This is a genomic window from Bacillus sp. FSL K6-2971, from assembly GCF_038006405.1.
Lineage (GTDB): Bacteria > Bacillota > Bacilli > Bacillales > Bacillaceae > Bacillus > Bacillus pumilus.
This window is the reverse complement of sequence record NZ_JBBOVD010000001.1, coordinates 3,044,596-3,061,869: the sequence shown is the minus strand read 5'-3', so window position 1 is coordinate 3,061,869 and position 17,274 is coordinate 3,044,596. Positions and strand designations below refer to the sequence as shown.

Below are 17,274 nucleotides of genomic sequence, written 5' to 3'. Positions count from 1 at the left end.
AGTGAAAAAAATGTTCTTATGCTCTTCATTCAAAGACAGCTATTCTCTCTTGTCTGACTTTGCGGGTGAATCATTAAAAGGAAAACGCGTGACATTTTTTCCAACAGCAAGTGCTGTGGAAGAAGTCACGCACTATGTGGAGGCAGCGAAAGAAGCCTTTCATCAACTCGGTATGCAGCTAGAAATCGTTCAAATAGCTGAGCAGTCTACCGAAGAAATCATAAAGATGATAAAACAAAATGATGTGGTGTACGTATCAGGAGGCAACACCTTCTATTTGCTGCAGGAATTGAGAAAGCACGGTCTCGATGACGTGCTAAAAGAAGAAATCAATAAAGGCAAGCTGTACATTGGTGAATCCGCAGGGAGTATCATCATGGCGCCAAGCATTGAATATATTTCCGTGATGGATGATCGGCAGAAGGCACCAGAGCTTTCATCTTATCAAGGATTCAATGAGATAAGCTACTGTCCGGTACCGCATATGTACAATACCTATTTAGGCGAGGCTGCGCAGCAAATCATGGAGCAGTATGAGCAGACGCTCGATTTATGCCCGCTTACTGATGAGCAGGCTTTACTCATCACAGGGGAGCAGGCTGAGGTGAAGGCTGTCAAATCGTCCTAACCGAGAAAAGAAGAAAAAGGAACAGGGATTCATTGCCCTGTTCCTTTTTTAATCTTGAAAAACATCACTTGATAAGTATCGTTCGCCTGTATCTGCTGTCATACAGATCACAATTTGATCTGCCGGCAATTGCTTGGCTTTTTCAATCGCAGCATAGCAGGCTGCACCAGATGATGGACCAACTAAAATTCCTTCAAGACGGGCAAGCTGACGTGTGATAGTGTACGCATCTTCATCGCTTACTTGCACGATCTCATCATAGACATGCTCATTTAAAATATGAGGAATAAATCCTGGACTTGTGCCAACAAGTTTATGTTTGCCAGGTTTCCCGCCAGATAAGACTGGAGATCCCTTCGGCTCTGCCACACGTATGGTTAAATGAGGGAATGCTTTCTTTAATTCCTCACCAGTGCCTGTAATGGTTCCGCCAGTTCCTGCTGTTGCGACAAAGGCTCCAAGGGGCTTGCCAAGTTGTTTGACAGCTTCTATGATTTCAACAGCCGTTGTGCCTCTATGAGCATCTGGATTCGCTCTATTATCAAATTGCATCGGGATAAAGCTATGAGGAATTTGAGCTGCCAGCTCCTCTGCTTTGCGAATACAGCCTGGCATTTTTTCTTCTCCTGGGGTTAAAATGACCTGCGCCCCGTAAGTCTTCAAAATATTGATTCGTTCCTTTGTCATCGTATCAGGCATCACAAGGATGGCTTGATACCCTCTAGCTGCTGCGTTCATAGCTAAACCAATCCCTGTATTCCCACTCGTCGGTTCAATAATGGTCGCTCCTTTTGTAAGCTTCCCTTGTTTTTCAGCCTCAACGATCATATTGTAAGCAGCGCGGTCCTTCACACTGCCGCTAGGATTAAACGATTCCAGCTTTAAATAAACAGCTGCCGCATTGTCTGGCTGAAGCCGCTGTAATTGAACAAGTGGTGTATCGCCAATCAGCTCAGCTATATTTTGTGCAACCTTCATCATGTGACACCCTTTCTTCTCATTCCGCATTTCTTTAGTTATACTATCATCAATGGGGATTCGTAAAGTTTGTTATAAAAGGACAGGTGATATTGTGTCAGAAAACCGTCATTATTTTATTGGGGTTCACATCCCTGAACAACTTGCGCATCAAATCAAAAAAGACATTGATCAAAGAAGCGGACTGTCTTTTCAAAAATGGACAGCACCACATGATTATCATGTGACCTTGATCTTTTTAGGTGCCATTCCAGATGAGCGCTTAAAGAAGATCATCGAGCTGCTTGAGATCCTCTCAAAGGAAGCCGCTGCATTTTCACTTGAGCTGAATGAGGTCGGACAGTTTGGCACGAAGGAGCGTCCGAGAGTCTTTTTTGCAAAACCTGATGAAAGTGAACCGCTCATGCAATTAAGAGAAAAGGTGAAAGAAGCCGTATTGTCAGCAGGACATCCTGTTGAAAAGAGACCGTTTCATCCGCATATGACGATTGCACGCAAATGGAACGCGGATCACTCTTTTGCAGAACAAGCGCCTTTACGCAAAGAGCCATACGTGATAGAGGTTTCTTGTATGACTCTATATGAAATACGTCCGAGAGAAACCCCGCGTTATCACGCAATCAAACAATTTGCACTACATAAATGATTCTAAAAGTTGGAGTGAGCAGCAGATGGCGCAAATTATCAAAATTCAAGATTGTATATCACGATATGAACAAGACCCGCATCACTACATCAATCAATTCATTCGATTGAAAAAGCAAAGGTGGGACGAGTTAAAAAAAGCTTCAAAAGAGAAGACGCAGCATTCATTTGACCAAATCTCTGAACAAGTGCCTAAACAAGAGGAGGAAAAGAGAAAGAAATTCTCCTTAAAGAGAAAGCAAAAAGAAGCCGATATGAAGAAGGAACGGGACCTGAGTCTTTTTAACGAGCCGACAGATATAGAGCAAGGTGTCTTTACAAACGTTCCTACAGATGAAACGAAGCTCATTCATTTTTTTAAAGATCATCTATTCGATGTTCAATTAAAATGGGCGAGCTCGACGATTTCCAACATTTCGACCGTTTCCCATCACATTCGATATGACGAAAAGCTGCGCATGCTTGCTAGGCAGCTTCCGGATTCATATTTTGTGATGTACAAACCGGTGCTGCTCATTCAAAAAGCAGAGATGGAATTATGTCCAGTCCTCATTACGCCGCTGGAAGTGATTTGTTTATCCTTCTTAGAGGCAGAGCCTGACAGCGTATATATCGGAACGAAGGAACGTTTTTGGGAAAAGCGGGCGAATGGGAAAGCGGTTCAGTCCGTTTTGAATCCTTGCGCAAGCCTTCTACGCTCTGGCACCGTCGTGTCAAAGATCTTACAGCAAAGCGGTGCCCATCTTCCTGTGAAAAAAATCTTGATCAGCCGTACCTCTTATATTGACTTACCGGAAGTTCCATACGGGATGGAGGTTGTCGATAAGAAGAAGGCGGAAGATTGGTTTGAAAAGCAGCGGAAAAATACTGCGCCGACAAAGCATCAGCAATTTAAGGCGACAAAAGCATTGCTTGCTTATGGTGAATCAGACAGCAAAAGAAGGCAGGAATGGCTCGATTAAAGGCATAATGGAAGGTCACGAAAAATGAGACCTGAGTGGAGCTAATATATGAATGAATGGTACTTTATCGTTAATCCAGCAGCAGGACATGGAAAAGGACTTCGTACATGGAGGAGCATAGAGAAAGAACTACAGAAGGTGGAGATCTCATATCGATCGTTTCTCACCCAGCATGAAGGTCATGCAGAAGTATTGGCAAGACAAATTAGCGCCATGCAAGATGACAGGCTGAAGCGCCTGATTGTCATTGGCGGTGACGGAACCATTCATGAAGTCCTAAATGGCTTAAAGGAAATGGATCATGTGCAGCTAAGCTTTGTCCCCGCCGGTCATTGGAATGATGCGGCGAAGGGCCTTGGCATCCATCGTCAAGATGTCCTAAAAGAAGTGAGAAAGCAAAAGAGAATGCTCACCAAAACATTTTCACTCGGCTCCTTTCAAGATCACGCAGAAAGCGCGCAATCCGTTCTCTTTCTCAATCATATCGGTGCGGGGTTTGATGCGCATGTGCTAAGGAAAACAGTGTATTTCAGAGGAAAAAAGTGGTTGAAACGACTGGGGCTTGGGTTTATCATCTACCCGCTGTCATTTCTCCATTCTTTATGGTCCTTTAAGCCGTTCGACCTTGCGCTGTTTATTGAAAACGAGAAGAAGGTCTTTCGCCAAGTGTGGTTTGTGATTGTTTGTAATCACCCCTATTACGGAGGCGGGCTGGAAGCAGCACCAGAAGTGAGCGCGAGGCAGCCAGGCTTTCAAACACTCGTTGTCACAGATTTGAATCCATTTAAAGTGCTCTTGTTTCTAAGTGCGATGGTGTTTCGCAAGCACCTTGGAATGAAGGGCGTTACCCTGTTTCAGCACGAAGAAGCGTACTTGGAGGCAGATGGAAAAATCTTATTTCATGCAGATGGAGAAGTGATTGGTGCAACGCCTGTTTTTGTGAAGACGAGTGATCGCTCCTTAAAATTACGTGCTTAAATCATGTCTCATGAATGTCCTAGTCAAAGAACCATGAAAAAAGCCTTTCTTTTCATAAGGTTCTTGTCCTGATTTTCTAGTTTTGCTTGACGAGTATAAGAAGGTAACGATAAAATCTATAGGACGGCTATTGTTTAGCATCTCATTCTCAATAGCTGTCCTTTTTGTTTTTATGATCATATAAATAAAAAAAGAAACAGCCTATTGACCTTCAATCGGCTGAATTTTGTCGACTAAAAAAGCACGATTTAAAATATTTTAAGAAATGATGGGTTGAAAATTGATATGAACTGGTTGGGACAAATATTAGGTAGCGAATGGCACATCTCTCCTGCTGGAGGCGCTACGGGAGATGCGTACTTCGCAACACACAATGACCAAAAGCTATTTTTAAAACGCAATACGTCACCGTTTCTTGCGGTTTTGTCAGCTGAAGGCATTGTGCCGAAGCTTGTCTGGACAAAACGGATGGAAAATGGGGATGTCATCACTGCGCAGCACTGGCTGAGCGGCAGAGAGCTGAAGCCAAAGGACATGAATGACCGTCCTGTCGCAGAGCAGCTAAGAAAAATTCATACATCGAAAGAATTGCTTGATATGCTGAAACGATTAGAGAAGCACTCTCTAGACCCAGCATCCATTCTGAAGCATTTAAAACAGTCCATATTTAAAGAGCAAATTGATTCGCGCGACGTCACACGTGCCATCCAGTACTTAGAGAAGCATGTGGAGGCAGTTCAATTTGAAGACAAGGTCGTGTGTCATTGTGACCTCAATCATAATAATTGGCTGCTGACAGATGAAAACCAGCTTTACTTGATCGATTGGGATGGGGCGATGATTGCTGACCCAGCCATTGATCTTGGACCACTTTTATACCATTATGTTGAAGAAGAGAACTGGGAAAGCTGGCTCTCAATGTACGGTGCCCCACTGACGGACAATTTGCGAAAACGCATGGCTTGGTACGTCCTCGCTGAAACCGTATCGTTTGTCGTGTGGCATAAAAGAAAAGGAAATGAAAAAGCGCAGCAAGAAGTGCAAGCGGAGCTGAGCGCACTCTTACAGCGGTTAAACATTCATTAAGACAGAGGAATATTCTCGACCCACTCTGACAAATGCGATTGATGCGCCTCAATATGTGCATCAATAGAACTGACAGAAGTGCCCTTTTGGCTGTAATCATAAATATCTGTTAATAATTGACGAATGTCGGCATCAAGGTCTTCTTTTGCCAGCATGAATTGAATCACGCGTCCCACCTGTTCATATTCTGCAACAGTCCCGCAGCAATCCAACTGGTGATCGGTTAAAATATCTTTGATTAATTGAAGCTGATGTTGACGGTTTAATCCCATACGTATGCTCCTTTTCTGCGTGTCATTTATGTGGTTAAACTGTGCATTCAGCGCCCAATTTATACATGCGGCAGACCAGCTCAAGCGAAGGGCTGGTCTTTTTCATATGCGCATAAAGATGCTGTCTTGCGGGTCTTTATGTTTCATGGTATCTTGATAAAATGTAAAGAAAATAGAGGTGTATCAAATTGAGAATGCGACATAAACCATGGGCTGATGATTACTTAGCTGAAAATGCTCATATTGCCTTAGCAAGCCCCGAGCAATATAAAGGGAAATGGCATGAGCTATTTGGAAATGATCATCCAATCCATATCGAAGTTGGCACAGGAAAAGGGAGCTTTATCGCTGGAATGGGCAAGCTTCATCCTGATATCAACTATATTGGCATTGAATTATTTAAAAGTGTCATTGTGACAGCAGTAGATAAAATCAAAGAGACAGATGTTGAAAATGTAAAGCTTTTGAACATTAATGCGGAAACGCTGACAGATGTGTTTGCGGCAAATGAGATTGACCGAGTGTATTTGAATTTCTCTGATCCGTGGCCAAAAGCAAGACATGAAAAGCGCAGATTGACGTTTAAGGCCTTTTTAGAGCGATATGAACATATTCTTCGTCCAGGCGGTGAATTGCATTTCAAAACAGATAACCGTGGGTTATTTGAATATTCTATAAAGAGCTTTTCTGCATATGGCCTTCTTTTAACGTATGTAAGCTTAGATTTACATAAGGACGGACTAGAAGGAAATGTGATGACGGAATACGAAGAGAAATTCTCGTCTATGGGACAACCTATCTATCGATCAGAAGTGAAATTTCCAGAATAACAAGTGACATCAAGCTGGCTGCAAAAAAAATTGCAGTCAGTTTTTTTCATGAAAAGATTGATGCATGCGATTTTTGGCTGTATTTGCTACGATAGAAAAAGGAGGGATGACAGCAATGGAGACAATGAACATAGGTGACATGGAACTGTTCTGGTTAAACGGGGGAGATACACACATGGACGGCGGTGCGATGTTTGGTGTGGTGCCAAAGCCGTTATGGTCAAAAAAATACCCGGTGAACGATCGCAATCAAATTGAACTGCGGTGTGACCCAATCCTTATACGGTGGAATGGTCTCCATTTTTTAGTGGATTCCGGCATCGGATCAGGTAAGCTGACGGATAAACAAAAACGCAATTACGGTGTAACAGAAGAGACGAAATTGGAAGAGTCACTCGCGGCACTCGGCCTGCAAACAGCAGATATTGATTACGTTTTAATGACGCATCTTCACTTCGATCATGCAAGCGGATTAACAAAACGTGAAGGAGAAAAGCTCGTGTCTGTTTTTCCGCAAGCAAAAATCATCACATCCAAAATCGAATGGGATGAAATGAGGGCGCCTAACATCCGCTCAAGAAATACATATTGGAAAGAAAACTGGGAGCCTGTAGCAGATCAAGTGGTGCCATTTGAAGAAAGCATCGAAGTAATAGAAGGCATTCAGCTGCATCATACAGGCGGTCATAGCAATGGCCATAGCATCTTAACGCTCACAAGTCAGGGCGAAACAGCGATTCATTTAGCTGACATTATGCCAACGCACGCTCATAAAAATCCATTATGGGTCTTGGCATATGATGATTACCCAATGACTTCAATTCCAGCTAAGCAAAAATGGCAGGCATATGCAGAAGAAAAAAATGCGTGGTACTTGTTTTATCATGATGCGATTTACCGCGCTGTTAAGTGGGATGAAGATGGGCAAATCACACATGAAGTCAAAAGAGAAACAGGGAGATAAAAGATCATCTGCATGTTTTTTCGCCTTTCACACAAAATAACGACAAAATGAACTTGTGAAAGGAAGAGTGCAGGTGAACCAATTTTATCGTGTACATGGTGATGTCATTGAAACACCATTAAGAGGGATGGAAGTCATGTCCGTCCCTTATTTAAACAAAGGGGTTGCATTTACGAAGGAAGAGCGGGAAGAGCTTGGTTTAAAGGGATTTCTACCGCCTAAAGTTTTAACATTAGAGGATCAGGCAAAGCGTGCATATGAGCAGTTCAAGGCACAGCCGGATGAACTTGGGAAAAATGTGTATTTAACATCACTTCATGACAGAAACGAAGTGCTTTTTTACAAATTATTAAATGAGCACTTGGCAGAGATGCTGCCGATTGTCTATACACCGACGGTTGGAACAGCCATTCAGCGTTATAGCCACGAGTATCGAAAGCCAAGAGGGCTTTATTTATCAATTGATGACTTGGAAGGCATGGAAGAGATATTTGCCTCTTACGGTGTGGATGAATCCATTGACTTAATCGTTGCGACAGATGCAGAAGGTATTTTAGGTATTGGAGACTGGGGTGTTGGCGGTATTGCCATTTCAGTCGGGAAACTTGCTGTTTATACAGCTGCAGCAGGCATTGATCCTAGCCGCGTGCTGGCCGTAGTACTTGATGCCGGGACGAACCAAGAAAGTCTCTTGAATGATCCGCTTTATGTTGGAAATCAGCATTCTCGCGTTCGAGGCGAGCGTTATGATCAGTTTATCGATCAATATGTAGAGCTTGCCCGCGCAACCTTTCCAAATGCACTCCTTCACTGGGAAGACTTTGGGACAAAAAATGCACGAGCCATATTGGAAAAATATAAGGAACGGATCTGTACATTTAATGATGACATTCAAGGAACTGGAGCTGTTTCACTTGCTGCGGTTCTGGCATGTGCAAAAGCTTCGAAGGTTCCGCTGAAAGATCACCGAATCGTCATTTTCGGAGCGGGTACGGCAGGGATTGGCATAGCGGAGCAGATCCGTGATGCGATTGTCAGAGACGGAGTCAAAGAAGAGGAATCATATGATCATTTCTGGTGTATTGATAAAACAGGTTTACTTACAGATGATTCGCCTGACATTCAGCCATTTCAAAAGCCATATGCAAGACGTTCTGACGAAGTAAAGGATTATGCCCGTAATGGTCCTAAGCATTCCATTGATTTATTAGAGGTCGTCAAACAGGCTAAACCAACCATCTTAATTGGCACCTCGACAGTAGGAGGAGCATTTACAGAGGAAATTGTGAAAGAAATGGCGTCACACGTAGAGCGCCCAGCCATTTTACCGATGTCGAACCCGACACCTCTTTCAGAAGCAAAGCCTGCAGATCTCATTGAGTGGACAGAAGGTCGCGCCCTTGTGACAACGGGAAGCCCATTTGACCCTGTCGAATATGGTGGCGTGACATATGAAATTGGGCAAGCGAATAATGCTCTTGTGTTCCCAGGGCTTGGTCTTGGAACGATTGTGTCTAAAGCACGCCTCATGACAGACAGCATGTTTGTTGCGAGTGCTGAAGCGATTGCCAGCATGGTCAATGTCGGAAAGCCGGGTGCAGCGATGCTGCCAAGTGTTGATCAGCTTCGAACCGTTTCAGCGACAGTAGCTGTTCGTGTGGCGCAAGCAGCGATCGATGAAGGAATTGCAGAGGAAACGCCTGAGTACCTTATTCAGGCAGTACAGGACGCTATGTGGCATCCTGTGTACAAAAAAATCAAAGCCATATAAAAAAGAAGCTTCGCAAGGACACCCTTTGCGAAGCTTTCTTTATCAAGCCACAGAATCAATGACATCCACAATCATGCCTGTTTTGGCATCAATCATGACTTCGTACTGTTCAAGCTCGCCAAAGGCTGAGCGAGTAATGCCAGATTTGTACACATCAATCGTTTCACCATTTACGTTATACGGTTCTGGTACAGTATAAATCCAAGAGCCATCAATTGGGCCGCGCTGTTTAAAAGCGGATTTCACAATTTTTAATGCTTTTTCAGACGAGATATACGTAGGGAAAAATACTTTCTTTGCAACAATTGCAGCGGCTACGCCAATACTCGCACCAATCAGAACATGTTTTAACTTCAACGTGCTGCACCTCCGTATTGCTGTTTTTTCCATTATACAAAACTTGTCCATTGATGTTAAGGAATCCGAATAGTTGAAAGCATATTCAAAATTTCTGGAGAGATACTTGGAAAACCGAAAGAATTCTTATAGTATAAAGTGAGTGTTATTTTTATAGGAATATATATGGTCATTACATAGAAACGAGGTAAATCGTAGAATGAATGAAGAAACATTGTCACTTTTCCGAAATTTAACAGAATTACAAGGTACTCCAGGTAATGAGCACCATGTGCGTGCTTTTATGAAAAAAGAACTTGAGAAATATTCTGACGAACTCATTCAGGATCGTCTTGGCGGTGTGTTTGGGGTTCGCAAGGGACCGGAGAACGCACCTAAAATCATGGTGGCTGGTCATATGGATGAAGTGGGATTCATGGTTTCATCCATTACAAAAAACGGGATGATACGCTTCCAAACACTCGGCGGCTGGTGGAGTCAAGTCATGCTGGCGCAGCGTGTCGACGTTCATACCGATCACGGGCCAATTCCTGGTGTCGTCTCTAGTACACCGCCTCATCTTCTAACACCAGAACAAAAAAGCAAACCTGTGAAACCATCAGACATGCTCATTGATATTGGTGCAGACAGTGAAGAAGAGGCAAAAGAACTTGGCGTTCGCCCAGGACAGCAAATCGTGCCTGCAACAGTCTTTACCCCTATGGCGAATCCTAAAAAGATTTTAGCGAAGGCTTGGGATAACCGCTATGGCTGCGGACTTGCGATTGAATTATTAAAAGAAATAAAAGACGAACCACTTTCATGTCATCTGTATTCAGGTGCAACGGTTCAGGAAGAAGTAGGGCTTAGAGGGGCAGAAGTAGCTGCGAATATGATTCAGCCGGATCTGTTTTTTGCTTTAGATGCAAGCCCTGCAAACGATGTGACAGGTGACAAAACCCAATTCGGCCAGCTTGGTAAAGGTGCACTTTTGCGTATTTTTGATCGAACCATGATTACGCACCGCGGGATGAGAGACTTTGTGCTTGATACGGCTGAGTCAAACAATATTCCATACCAATACTTCGTATCACCAGGTGGTACGGACGCTGGACGTGTGCATATTTCAAACCAAGGCGTGCCTTCTGCTGTCATTGGAGTGTGTGCTCGCTACATTCACACAAGTCATTCAGTATTGCATGTGGATGATTATGCAGCGGCAAAAGAATTAATTGTCCGTCTTGTGAAAAACTGTGATCAAAGTACAGTGGATTCTATTTATCAACAGGTGTAAATATAATCAAAAGGCTGCCTCTTTCAAGAGAGCAGCCTTTTGTTATTGCTGTTCAAACACGTAAGATAACGCCTTGATCGCTTGGTTCACGGTTTCCACAGTGATATTCGCTTTGTTTGATAGTTCCTTTAACGGATGGTGCAGTTCTTTTGGGCGGATCAAAATGAGAGGTTTCCCTTTAGCGATGGCAGCAGACGCATCCATTGCCGTGTTCCACTGTTTATATTTCTCACCAAAGCGGGCAATGACGACGTCTGCCTTGTTTAATAGCATCTCAGTACGGAAATTGTTCAAATCAGAAGCAGCATCATCTTTGTAAATGGCATTCGGCTGCTCACCTAAAATGTCCTCACCAATGTGATCGGAGCGGTCATGATTTTCCATTGGACCAACAAATGTCACTGGCAGTTTCAACGATTGGCTTTTCTCCTTGATTTCATCACGCCACTTGCTATGAATTTCTCCTGCTAAATAGACGGTTAATTGCATAACGATCTCCTCCTTTTGTACAAACTTAGTAAAGGTTTGCCCTGTTTCTTTTCATGTTACACAAGAAGTGCTTGATAAAGCAAAAAAAATATGATTATGATATTCATGGTAGAGACTATTTTTTCATCGTAAGAATACTACATATAATGGGAAGGACAGGCCTCTTCGTCTTTCCTATGAGAAAGCAGGAAGACGACGTTGATGACTTATTTGAAAAGAAAGGGAATCTCCCTTTCGCCAAAAGTGTACTTCATTGATGCACTCTCTTATATGGCTTTAGGTCTATTTGCTACATTAGTAGTAGGTCTGATTTTAAAAACAGCAGGCGGTTTGTTATCACTTCCGCTCATCATCAAAATGGGAACACTCGCAATGGGGCTCATGGGACCAGCAATTGGTGTAGCCGTAGCGTACCGGTTACAGGCATCTCCATTGATCATTTTTGCAAGTGTTGTTTCAGGTGCTGCAGGAGCAGAGCTTGGTGGACCTGCTGGAAGCTTTGTCGCAGCATTAATTGGTGTAGAACTCGGCAAACTGGTCAGTGGTGAGACAAAAATTGATATTATTTTGACACCGCTTGTCACCATCATCACTGGTTTTTCCACCGCCGCTTTGATCGGTCCAGGGATTGAAGCCGTGATGACAGGGCTTGGCAGGCTCATCATGTGGGGGACTGACCAAAGTCCGCTGATCATGGGCATGCTAGTAGCAACCATTGTTGGACTTGCCCTCAGCTCACCAATTTCAAGTGCTGCGCTTGCGCTCATGCTTGATTTAAGCGGTCTTGCTGCTGGTGCTGCAACGATTGGCTGCTGCGCTCAAATGGTCGGTTTTGCCGCTGCTGGCTTTAGAGAAAATCGTTTTGGTGGTCTTGCTGCTGTCGGTATTGGCACGTCAAAATTGCAGCTGCCGAACATTGTAAAAAATCCCCTTATCCTTATTCCGCCGACGATAGCGGGCCTCATTCTCGCGCCAATTGGTATTATTGGCTTTGGGATGGTCAATAATGCGGCAGGGGCAGGAATGGGAACGAGTGGCCTTGTTGGACAGCTCATGACACTGACGGTTATGGGATTTCATCCATCTGTTTTTCTAGCGATTGCTCTTTTGCATATCGTTGGCCCGGCAGTGATTAGTTTGGTAGTATCAGAATGGATGAGAAAGAAAGGCTATATACAATTCGGAGATTTAACCATACAAACTGGAGGAATGAAACATGAAAAAAATTGAATCAAACGAAGAATTACAAAAAGTGATTCAAGAAGACTTAACAGTATTGCTATTTTCAGCGGACTGGTGCCCAGACTGCACCTTTATCGAACCATTCTTGCCAGAGCTTGAAGCAAACTACCCAGAATTTGAGTACTTCTATGTGGATAGAGATCAATTTATTGACACTTGCGCAGAGTGGGAAATTTACGGCATTCCAAGCTTTTTAGTATTTAAAAATGGGCAAGAGATTAACCGCTTTGTCAGCAAGGATCGTAAAACGAAGGAAGAGATTGAAGCATTTTTAACAGATTCTCTTTCTAAATAATGAAAGGAGAGTCTAAATCATGGCAAAAATGACATCAAGACAGCTTGCGAACGAACTCAAAAGCCGTCTGACAAATGACAGCTGGTCACACCAGTTTGACCGAGAAAAAGACACGCTTCGTATTGAAGATAAACAAACAGGCAAAGGGATCACACTAGAGCTCCCGCCAATCATTGCAAAGTGGGAAGTAAAGCCTGATGAAACATTGGATGAGATCGTTTATTATGTGAAAGAGGCGCTAAGTGCCATGAAAGGCGAAGCGCAGCACATCTCAGGAAAAGAAAAGCAAATTTATCCGGTCATTCGATCCACTTCCTTTCCCGAGACATCAAGTGACGAGATTCCGCTCGTTTTTGATGAGCATACAGCTGAAACGAGAATCTACTATGCACTTGACCTTGGAAGCACCTACAGGTTAATTGATGAAAAGATGCTTCAAAAGGAAAACTGGACAAAAGAGCGAATCAGGGAAACCGCAAGCTTCAATGTCCGCTCACTTGAAACTGTGGTGAAAATGGATGAAGTGGCAGGCAACCGGTTTTATTTCTTCCGTGCGAATGACGGATATGATGCAAGCAGACTTTTAAAAGAATCGATTTTACAAGAATACGCGCAAAAAATAGAAGGACAGATGGCCATTTCTGTCCCCCATCAAGATGTATTCATCATTGCAGATGTTCGCAATGAATCAGGCTATGATATTTTAGGACAGATGTCGATGAGCTTCTTCGCCAGCGGCACGGTTCCGATTACCGCATTGTCATTTTTATATGATGAGGGCAAGCTTGAACCGATTTTTATTCTTGCTAAAAGCAGACCAAAACAGCAGTAGAAGGGAATTTTGAAGAATGAACGTTTTTTATAATGCAGAAGGTGTAGGCGACACACTCCTTATTTCATTGAAAGATGTGACGAGAGAAGAAGTAGGTCATGAGACGTTTGGAGATGTCGTAAGAATCTTCAATCAAGAAACAAAAGAAACAACAGGTTTTAATATCTTCAATGCGTCCACTTACATGAAAATTGAAGAAAACGGATCTGTACCGCTTTCTGAAACACTTGTTCAAGATATCAACGAAATTTTAAACCGCAATGGTGTCAGTGAAACGTTGACTGTGGATCTATCACCAAAATTTGTTGTCGGTTATGTAAAGGAAAAAGAAAAGCATCCGAATGCAGATAAATTAAACATTTGCCAAGTGGATGTTGGCGATGAAACATTACAAATCGTGTGCGGTGCACCAAACGTTGATCAAGGTCAATATGTCGTGGTTGCAAAGGTTGGGGCAGTGATGCCAAGCGGTTTAATCATCAAAGATGCTGAGCTAAGAGGTGTTCCATCAAGCGGAATGATTTGTTCAGCAAAAGAATTAGATCTTCCAGACGCGCCTGCTGAAAAAGGAATTCTTGTTCTAGAGGGAAGCCATCAAGCTGGCGAACCCTTTCAAGCATAACCTCCCATAAACGGGCACATCAGAGCGAAGATTGTGTTATACCAAAAGTCACTAAGTACGTACTTAGTGACTTTTTTTCATCTACAGACAGCACAAATAGCAAAGAGCGGCACTTTTCTCGCTTTTCTGCATGAAAAAGCAATGGTATACTAAAAATCGCCCAAGAAAACGTAAGGGGAGTTAAAGTGAGTGATAAATGATGAGTTGGTTAGATAAATTTTTTAGTGTATTTTTAGGAGAAGAAAAGAAAGAAGAAAAAGCTGTGAGACCTGAGGAAGGTCCAGTTGCACCAAAGCAGCCAGTTTTTGAACAGCATAAAGAATATAAAAAAATTGAAGATACAAAAGTCTATTATGAATATCCGACAGGCAACTTCCGCTTTCCGCTCGTTCCAGATGAACCTCAGCGTGACGGAGTAAAGCGGGAAAGAAGACGCTCAAAGCAAGGCCAGTCAAAGGCTAAGCAGAAGACCTATGAGTCAAAACAAACGGTTCAGCCTGACATGAATAAAAAGCCATTCAAACCAGAGCAAATTCCATCACCGATCTATGGCTATCATCAGGATATGCGTCCGAAACGAACAGAGTCGAAAGAAGAATCATCTTCTGTTCAAATGAAAGCAGCAGAAACAGCGCAGCGTGTCACCCTGTTATCAGAAGAGGCAGAGCGTGAACGAAATGTCAGACAGCAAATGAACATTCCATCAATACGAAAAGAAAATCGTATGGAAGAAACAGTTCCAGCGCCATCAGAAGAAAGAGTGGACATGCAAACAGACGTGACCCCGCTTACTTTGCAAGAGGAGCTCGCTTATCACGATCACGTTCAATCAACGATGGAGCGTTTAAATGACGAGCCTTTCATTCAAACAGAGGAAAAAGAGCCAGCCTTTTCTGAGCCTCAAGACCACATTGAAGCTGACTTACATCATCAGCCAGCCGAAGTATATCACAAGCCGCCGGTAGAGTCTGAGCCTGTACAGGATGTTTCCAGTGAAAACGAAGAAATACAAGACAAACCGGTAGAACAGTTTGTAGATCATACTCAGGAAATAGAAATAGAACCGTTGACATTCGAAACAGCGGAAGACACGCATTCCGCTATTGAAATGGAAGTAGACATACCGGCAGAAGAAGTAGAGGTACTAGACGTCATCTCAGCAGAACCAGTCGAGGAAATAGAAGCTGATTCCTTAGAAGACCATCAAGAAGAAGTGCCAGCGGCAGCATTGGAAGAAACAGAGCCAGTTGCCGAGCATGATCTGCAAGAAGAGCAATTGATAGAAGAAGCGGAAATAGTAGAAAATCAAGTGATGCCAATAGAACAAGAAGCAGACGATGAGACCCCTACTGAACGAGTAGAACCTGTCATAGAGCAGCAAGAAAAGCAAGAACAAGTGCATGAAGTGATGGAAGAAAAACCGAAACAGGCATCTCCTCAGCCACAACGTGCAAGCGGACAAACCTCAACGGTTCCTTTTAACGTCATGATGTTAAAAAGTGATCAACGCGTGCAAGGACAAAAGAAAGCAGCAGATGGACAAGGATATGTGTTTCCAAGCCTCGCCCTTTTAGATGTACCTCCGGCTCAAAAAGGAGAGGACGGGACATGGGTGAAAGAGCGGGCAGAGCTGCTCAATGCCACGCTGAAAAATTTCAATGTCAGAGCAAGTGTTGTTCATGTCACGCAAGGCCCTTCTGTGACAAGATTTGAAGTACATCCAGAACCAGGTGTCAAAGTGAACAAAATCACGAACCTGTCAGATGATATTAAACTCAGTTTGTCCGCAAAGGATATACGAATTGAAGCACCGATTCCAGGAAAGAACACGATCGGGATTGAAGTGCCGAACCTTCACAGTAAAATGGTTTTCTTACGAGAGATGATCAGAAGCAGTGCGTTTAGAGACAATCCATCTCCTTTAACAGCAGCACTTGGATTAGATATCTCAGGACAGCCTGTTGTCGTTGATCTGCAAAAAATGCCGCATGGCTTAATTGCTGGAGCAACAGGTTCAGGAAAAAGTGTCTGCATCAATACCATTTTAGTAAGCTTAATGTTTAAAGCATCACCAGATGAAGTGAAAATGCTTTTAATCGACCCTAAAATGGTCGAATTAGCGCCGTATAATCATATTCCGCATCTCGTGAGTCCTGTTATCACTGATGCTAAGACAGCGACAGCTGCTCTGAAATGGGTAGTGGATGAAATGGAAAGACGCTACGAGCTGTTTGCGCACTCTGGTGTGAGAGAAATCAAACGATTCAATGAGCTTGTCAAAGAAAAACAAATGGGTGAAAAACTACCTTATCTTGTCGTGGTGATCGATGAGCTCGCTGATTTAATGATGGTCGCACCAAATGAAGTCGAAGAAAGCATTTGCCGAATCGCGCAAAAAGCAAGAGCGTGCGGCATTCACTTATTGATTGCGACACAAAGACCTTCTGTAGATGTCATCACAGGTCTGATTAAAGCCAATATTCCAACAAGAATTGCTTTCTCTGTCTCAAGTCAGGTAGATTCTAGAACCATTATTGACATGGCAGGTGCAGAAAAGCTTCTCGGAAAAGGAGACATGCTCTTCTTAGAAAATGGCTCCGGCAAGCCTACGAGGCTGCAAGGGAACTTTGTATCAGACCGCGAGATCGATCAAGTGGTGGCACATGTGAGGAAACAACGCAAGCCGGTGTTCCTTTTCGAACAGGAGGAATTAATGCTCCAAGGCTCTGCGATTACAGATGAAGACGAATTGTTTATGGATGCCTGCCGTTTTGCCATTGAGCAGAATAGCGCTAGTACATCGAGTTTGCAGAGAAGATTTAGAATTGGCTACAATCGTGCAGCCAGATTGATCGACATGATGGAACGCGAGGGCATGATCTCTGGTGCAAAAGGCAGTAAGCCAAGGGAAGTCCTCATGACACTGAGTGACTTAGAACAGCTGATCTAAACAAACCACTTCATTTTTTTCATAAACATGGTATGATAGCACATAGGTGCAATTTTGGAATTGGACGCTTTTCGCATGCCTGTCAGAACGCTTTTTTATG

18 protein-coding genes are annotated in these 17,274 nt (G+C 43.3%); 14 read left to right on the top strand and 4 right to left on the bottom strand.

Annotation, left to right across the window (positions count from 1 at the left end; all coding sequences use genetic code 11):
- Position 1 precedes the first annotated feature (1 nt).
- Complete coding sequence (locus MHI33_RS16345; protein WP_065098627.1) at positions 2-628, top strand: Type 1 glutamine amidotransferase-like domain-containing protein; 627 nt, start codon at positions 2-4, stop codon at positions 626-628.
- A gap of 48 nt (positions 629-676) precedes the next feature.
- Here MHI33_RS16345 and cysK read toward each other — a convergent pair whose 3' ends face one another.
- Positions 677-1,606: a cysteine synthase A gene (gene cysK, locus MHI33_RS16340; RefSeq protein ID WP_445661781.1), complete on the bottom strand. Its 930-nt coding sequence runs from the start codon at positions 1,604-1,606 to the stop codon at positions 677-679.
- Between the two features lie 94 nt (positions 1,607-1,700).
- Between cysK and thpR the strand changes: the two genes are divergently transcribed.
- The 4 genes from thpR to MHI33_RS16320 all read left to right on the top strand — a co-directional run bounded on the left by thpR (position 1,701) and on the right by MHI33_RS16320 (position 5,277).
- Entirely contained in the window at positions 1,701-2,252 is a 552-nt protein-coding gene (gene thpR, locus MHI33_RS16335; protein WP_052465550.1) for an RNA 2',3'-cyclic phosphodiesterase, read from the top strand.
- Between the two features lie 25 nt (positions 2,253-2,277).
- Positions 2,278-3,213 carry a hypothetical protein gene (locus MHI33_RS16330; RefSeq protein WP_340912608.1) on the top strand — a complete coding sequence of 312 codons (936 nt, stop codon included), beginning with the start codon at positions 2,278-2,280 and terminating at the stop codon, positions 3,211-3,213.
- 48 nt (positions 3,214-3,261) lie between these two features.
- Positions 3,262-4,191, top strand: a complete 930-nt coding sequence (locus MHI33_RS16325; RefSeq protein ID WP_044142195.1) for a YegS/Rv2252/BmrU family lipid kinase — start codon at positions 3,262-3,264, stop codon at positions 4,189-4,191.
- Positions 4,192-4,476: 285 nt separating this feature from the next.
- Complete coding sequence (locus tag MHI33_RS16320; protein WP_189286481.1) at positions 4,477-5,277, top strand: phosphotransferase family protein; 801 nt, start codon at positions 4,477-4,479, stop codon at positions 5,275-5,277.
- On the opposite strand, the gene MHI33_RS16315 is transcribed toward MHI33_RS16320, so the two are convergent.
- Positions 5,274-5,549: a YtzH-like family protein gene (locus MHI33_RS16315; protein WP_126740821.1), complete on the bottom strand. Its 276-nt coding sequence runs from the start codon at positions 5,547-5,549 to the stop codon at positions 5,274-5,276. The two genes, MHI33_RS16320 and MHI33_RS16315, sit on opposite strands and share 4 nt — an antisense overlap.
- Before the next feature lie 188 nt (positions 5,550-5,737).
- On the opposite strand from MHI33_RS16315, the gene trmB reads away from it, so the two are divergent.
- From trmB to MHI33_RS16300, 3 genes are all read left to right on the top strand, one after another.
- The gene (gene trmB, locus MHI33_RS16310) at positions 5,738-6,379 is read left to right on the top strand and encodes a tRNA (guanosine(46)-N7)-methyltransferase TrmB (RefSeq protein WP_265208019.1); all 642 of its coding nucleotides are present in this window, start codon (positions 5,738-5,740) and stop codon (positions 6,377-6,379) included.
- Between the two features lie 115 nt (positions 6,380-6,494).
- Complete coding sequence (locus MHI33_RS16305; protein ID WP_265208020.1) at positions 6,495-7,343, top strand: YtnP family quorum-quenching lactonase; 849 nt, start codon at positions 6,495-6,497, stop codon at positions 7,341-7,343.
- Positions 7,344-7,416: 73 nt separating this feature from the next.
- The gene (locus MHI33_RS16300; protein ID WP_340912601.1) at positions 7,417-9,114 is read left to right on the top strand and encodes an NAD-dependent malic enzyme; all 1,698 of its coding nucleotides are present in this window, start codon (positions 7,417-7,419) and stop codon (positions 9,112-9,114) included.
- 42 nt (positions 9,115-9,156) lie between these two features.
- Here MHI33_RS16300 and MHI33_RS16295 read toward each other — a convergent pair whose 3' ends face one another.
- The gene (locus MHI33_RS16295) at positions 9,157-9,471 is read right to left on the bottom strand and encodes a PepSY domain-containing protein (protein ID WP_065098623.1); all 315 of its coding nucleotides are present in this window, start codon (positions 9,469-9,471) and stop codon (positions 9,157-9,159) included.
- A gap of 199 nt (positions 9,472-9,670) precedes the next feature.
- Here MHI33_RS16295 and MHI33_RS16290 point away from each other — a divergent pair, with 199 nt between their 5' ends.
- On the top strand, positions 9,671-10,744 hold the full coding sequence (locus tag MHI33_RS16290) for a M42 family metallopeptidase (protein WP_044142200.1): 1,074 nt from the start codon (positions 9,671-9,673) through the stop codon (positions 10,742-10,744).
- 42 nt (positions 10,745-10,786) lie between these two features.
- Here MHI33_RS16290 and MHI33_RS16285 read toward each other — a convergent pair whose 3' ends face one another.
- A complete protein-coding gene (locus tag MHI33_RS16285; protein ID WP_340912595.1) occupies positions 10,787-11,233 on the bottom strand; it encodes a YtoQ family protein in 447 nt (148 codons plus the stop codon).
- A gap of 201 nt (positions 11,234-11,434) precedes the next feature.
- On the opposite strand from MHI33_RS16285, the gene MHI33_RS16280 reads away from it, so the two are divergent.
- The 5 genes from MHI33_RS16280 to MHI33_RS16260 all read left to right on the top strand — a co-directional run bounded on the left by MHI33_RS16280 (position 11,435) and on the right by MHI33_RS16260 (position 17,174).
- Entirely contained in the window at positions 11,435-12,463 is a 1,029-nt protein-coding gene (locus tag MHI33_RS16280) for a PTS transporter subunit IIC (RefSeq protein ID WP_044142202.1), read from the top strand.
- Complete coding sequence (locus MHI33_RS16275; protein WP_003217665.1) at positions 12,450-12,770, top strand: thioredoxin family protein; 321 nt, start codon at positions 12,450-12,452, stop codon at positions 12,768-12,770. Before MHI33_RS16280 ends, MHI33_RS16275 begins: the two co-directional genes overlap by 14 nt.
- A 19-nt stretch (positions 12,771-12,789) precedes the next feature.
- The gene (locus tag MHI33_RS16270; protein ID WP_340912592.1) at positions 12,790-13,602 is read left to right on the top strand and encodes a DUF1444 domain-containing protein; all 813 of its coding nucleotides are present in this window, start codon (positions 12,790-12,792) and stop codon (positions 13,600-13,602) included.
- Between the two features lie 16 nt (positions 13,603-13,618).
- Positions 13,619-14,224 (top strand): YtpR family tRNA-binding protein, encoded by a 606-nt coding sequence (gene ytpR / locus MHI33_RS16265; RefSeq protein ID WP_044142204.1) that lies wholly within the window; start codon positions 13,619-13,621, stop codon positions 14,222-14,224.
- Positions 14,225-14,420: 196 nt separating this feature from the next.
- Positions 14,421-17,174 (top strand): DNA translocase FtsK, encoded by a 2,754-nt coding sequence (locus tag MHI33_RS16260; RefSeq protein ID WP_340912589.1) that lies wholly within the window; start codon positions 14,421-14,423, stop codon positions 17,172-17,174.
- The last annotated feature ends 100 nt before the right edge of the window (positions 17,175-17,274 follow it).

Coding starts and splice junctions, on each gene's coding strand:
- MHI33_RS16325 (WP_044142195.1), top strand. CDS start 3,262: ATGAATGAATGGTACTTTATCGTTAATCCAGCAGCAGGACATGGAAAA.
- MHI33_RS16275 (WP_003217665.1), top strand. CDS start 12,450: ATGAAAAAAATTGAATCAAACGAAGAATTACAAAAAGTGATTCAAGAA.
- MHI33_RS16280 (WP_044142202.1), top strand. CDS start 11,435: ATGACTTATTTGAAAAGAAAGGGAATCTCCCTTTCGCCAAAAGTGTAC.
- MHI33_RS16260 (WP_340912589.1), top strand. CDS start 14,421: ATGATGAGTTGGTTAGATAAATTTTTTAGTGTATTTTTAGGAGAAGAA.
- cysK (WP_445661781.1), bottom strand. CDS start 1,606: ATGAAGGTTGCACAAAATATAGCTGAGCTGATTGGCGATACACCACTT.
- MHI33_RS16285 (WP_340912595.1), bottom strand. CDS start 11,233: ATGCAATTAACCGTCTATTTAGCAGGAGAAATTCATAGCAAGTGGCGT.
- MHI33_RS16330 (WP_340912608.1), top strand. CDS start 2,278: ATGGCGCAAATTATCAAAATTCAAGATTGTATATCACGATATGAACAA.
- MHI33_RS16320 (WP_189286481.1), top strand. CDS start 4,477: ATGAACTGGTTGGGACAAATATTAGGTAGCGAATGGCACATCTCTCCT.
- MHI33_RS16270 (WP_340912592.1), top strand. CDS start 12,790: ATGGCAAAAATGACATCAAGACAGCTTGCGAACGAACTCAAAAGCCGT.
- MHI33_RS16305 (WP_265208020.1), top strand. CDS start 6,495: ATGGAGACAATGAACATAGGTGACATGGAACTGTTCTGGTTAAACGGG.
- MHI33_RS16290 (WP_044142200.1), top strand. CDS start 9,671: ATGAATGAAGAAACATTGTCACTTTTCCGAAATTTAACAGAATTACAA.
- MHI33_RS16315 (WP_126740821.1), bottom strand. CDS start 5,549: ATGGGATTAAACCGTCAACATCAGCTTCAATTAATCAAAGATATTTTA.
- ytpR (WP_044142204.1), top strand. CDS start 13,619: ATGAACGTTTTTTATAATGCAGAAGGTGTAGGCGACACACTCCTTATT.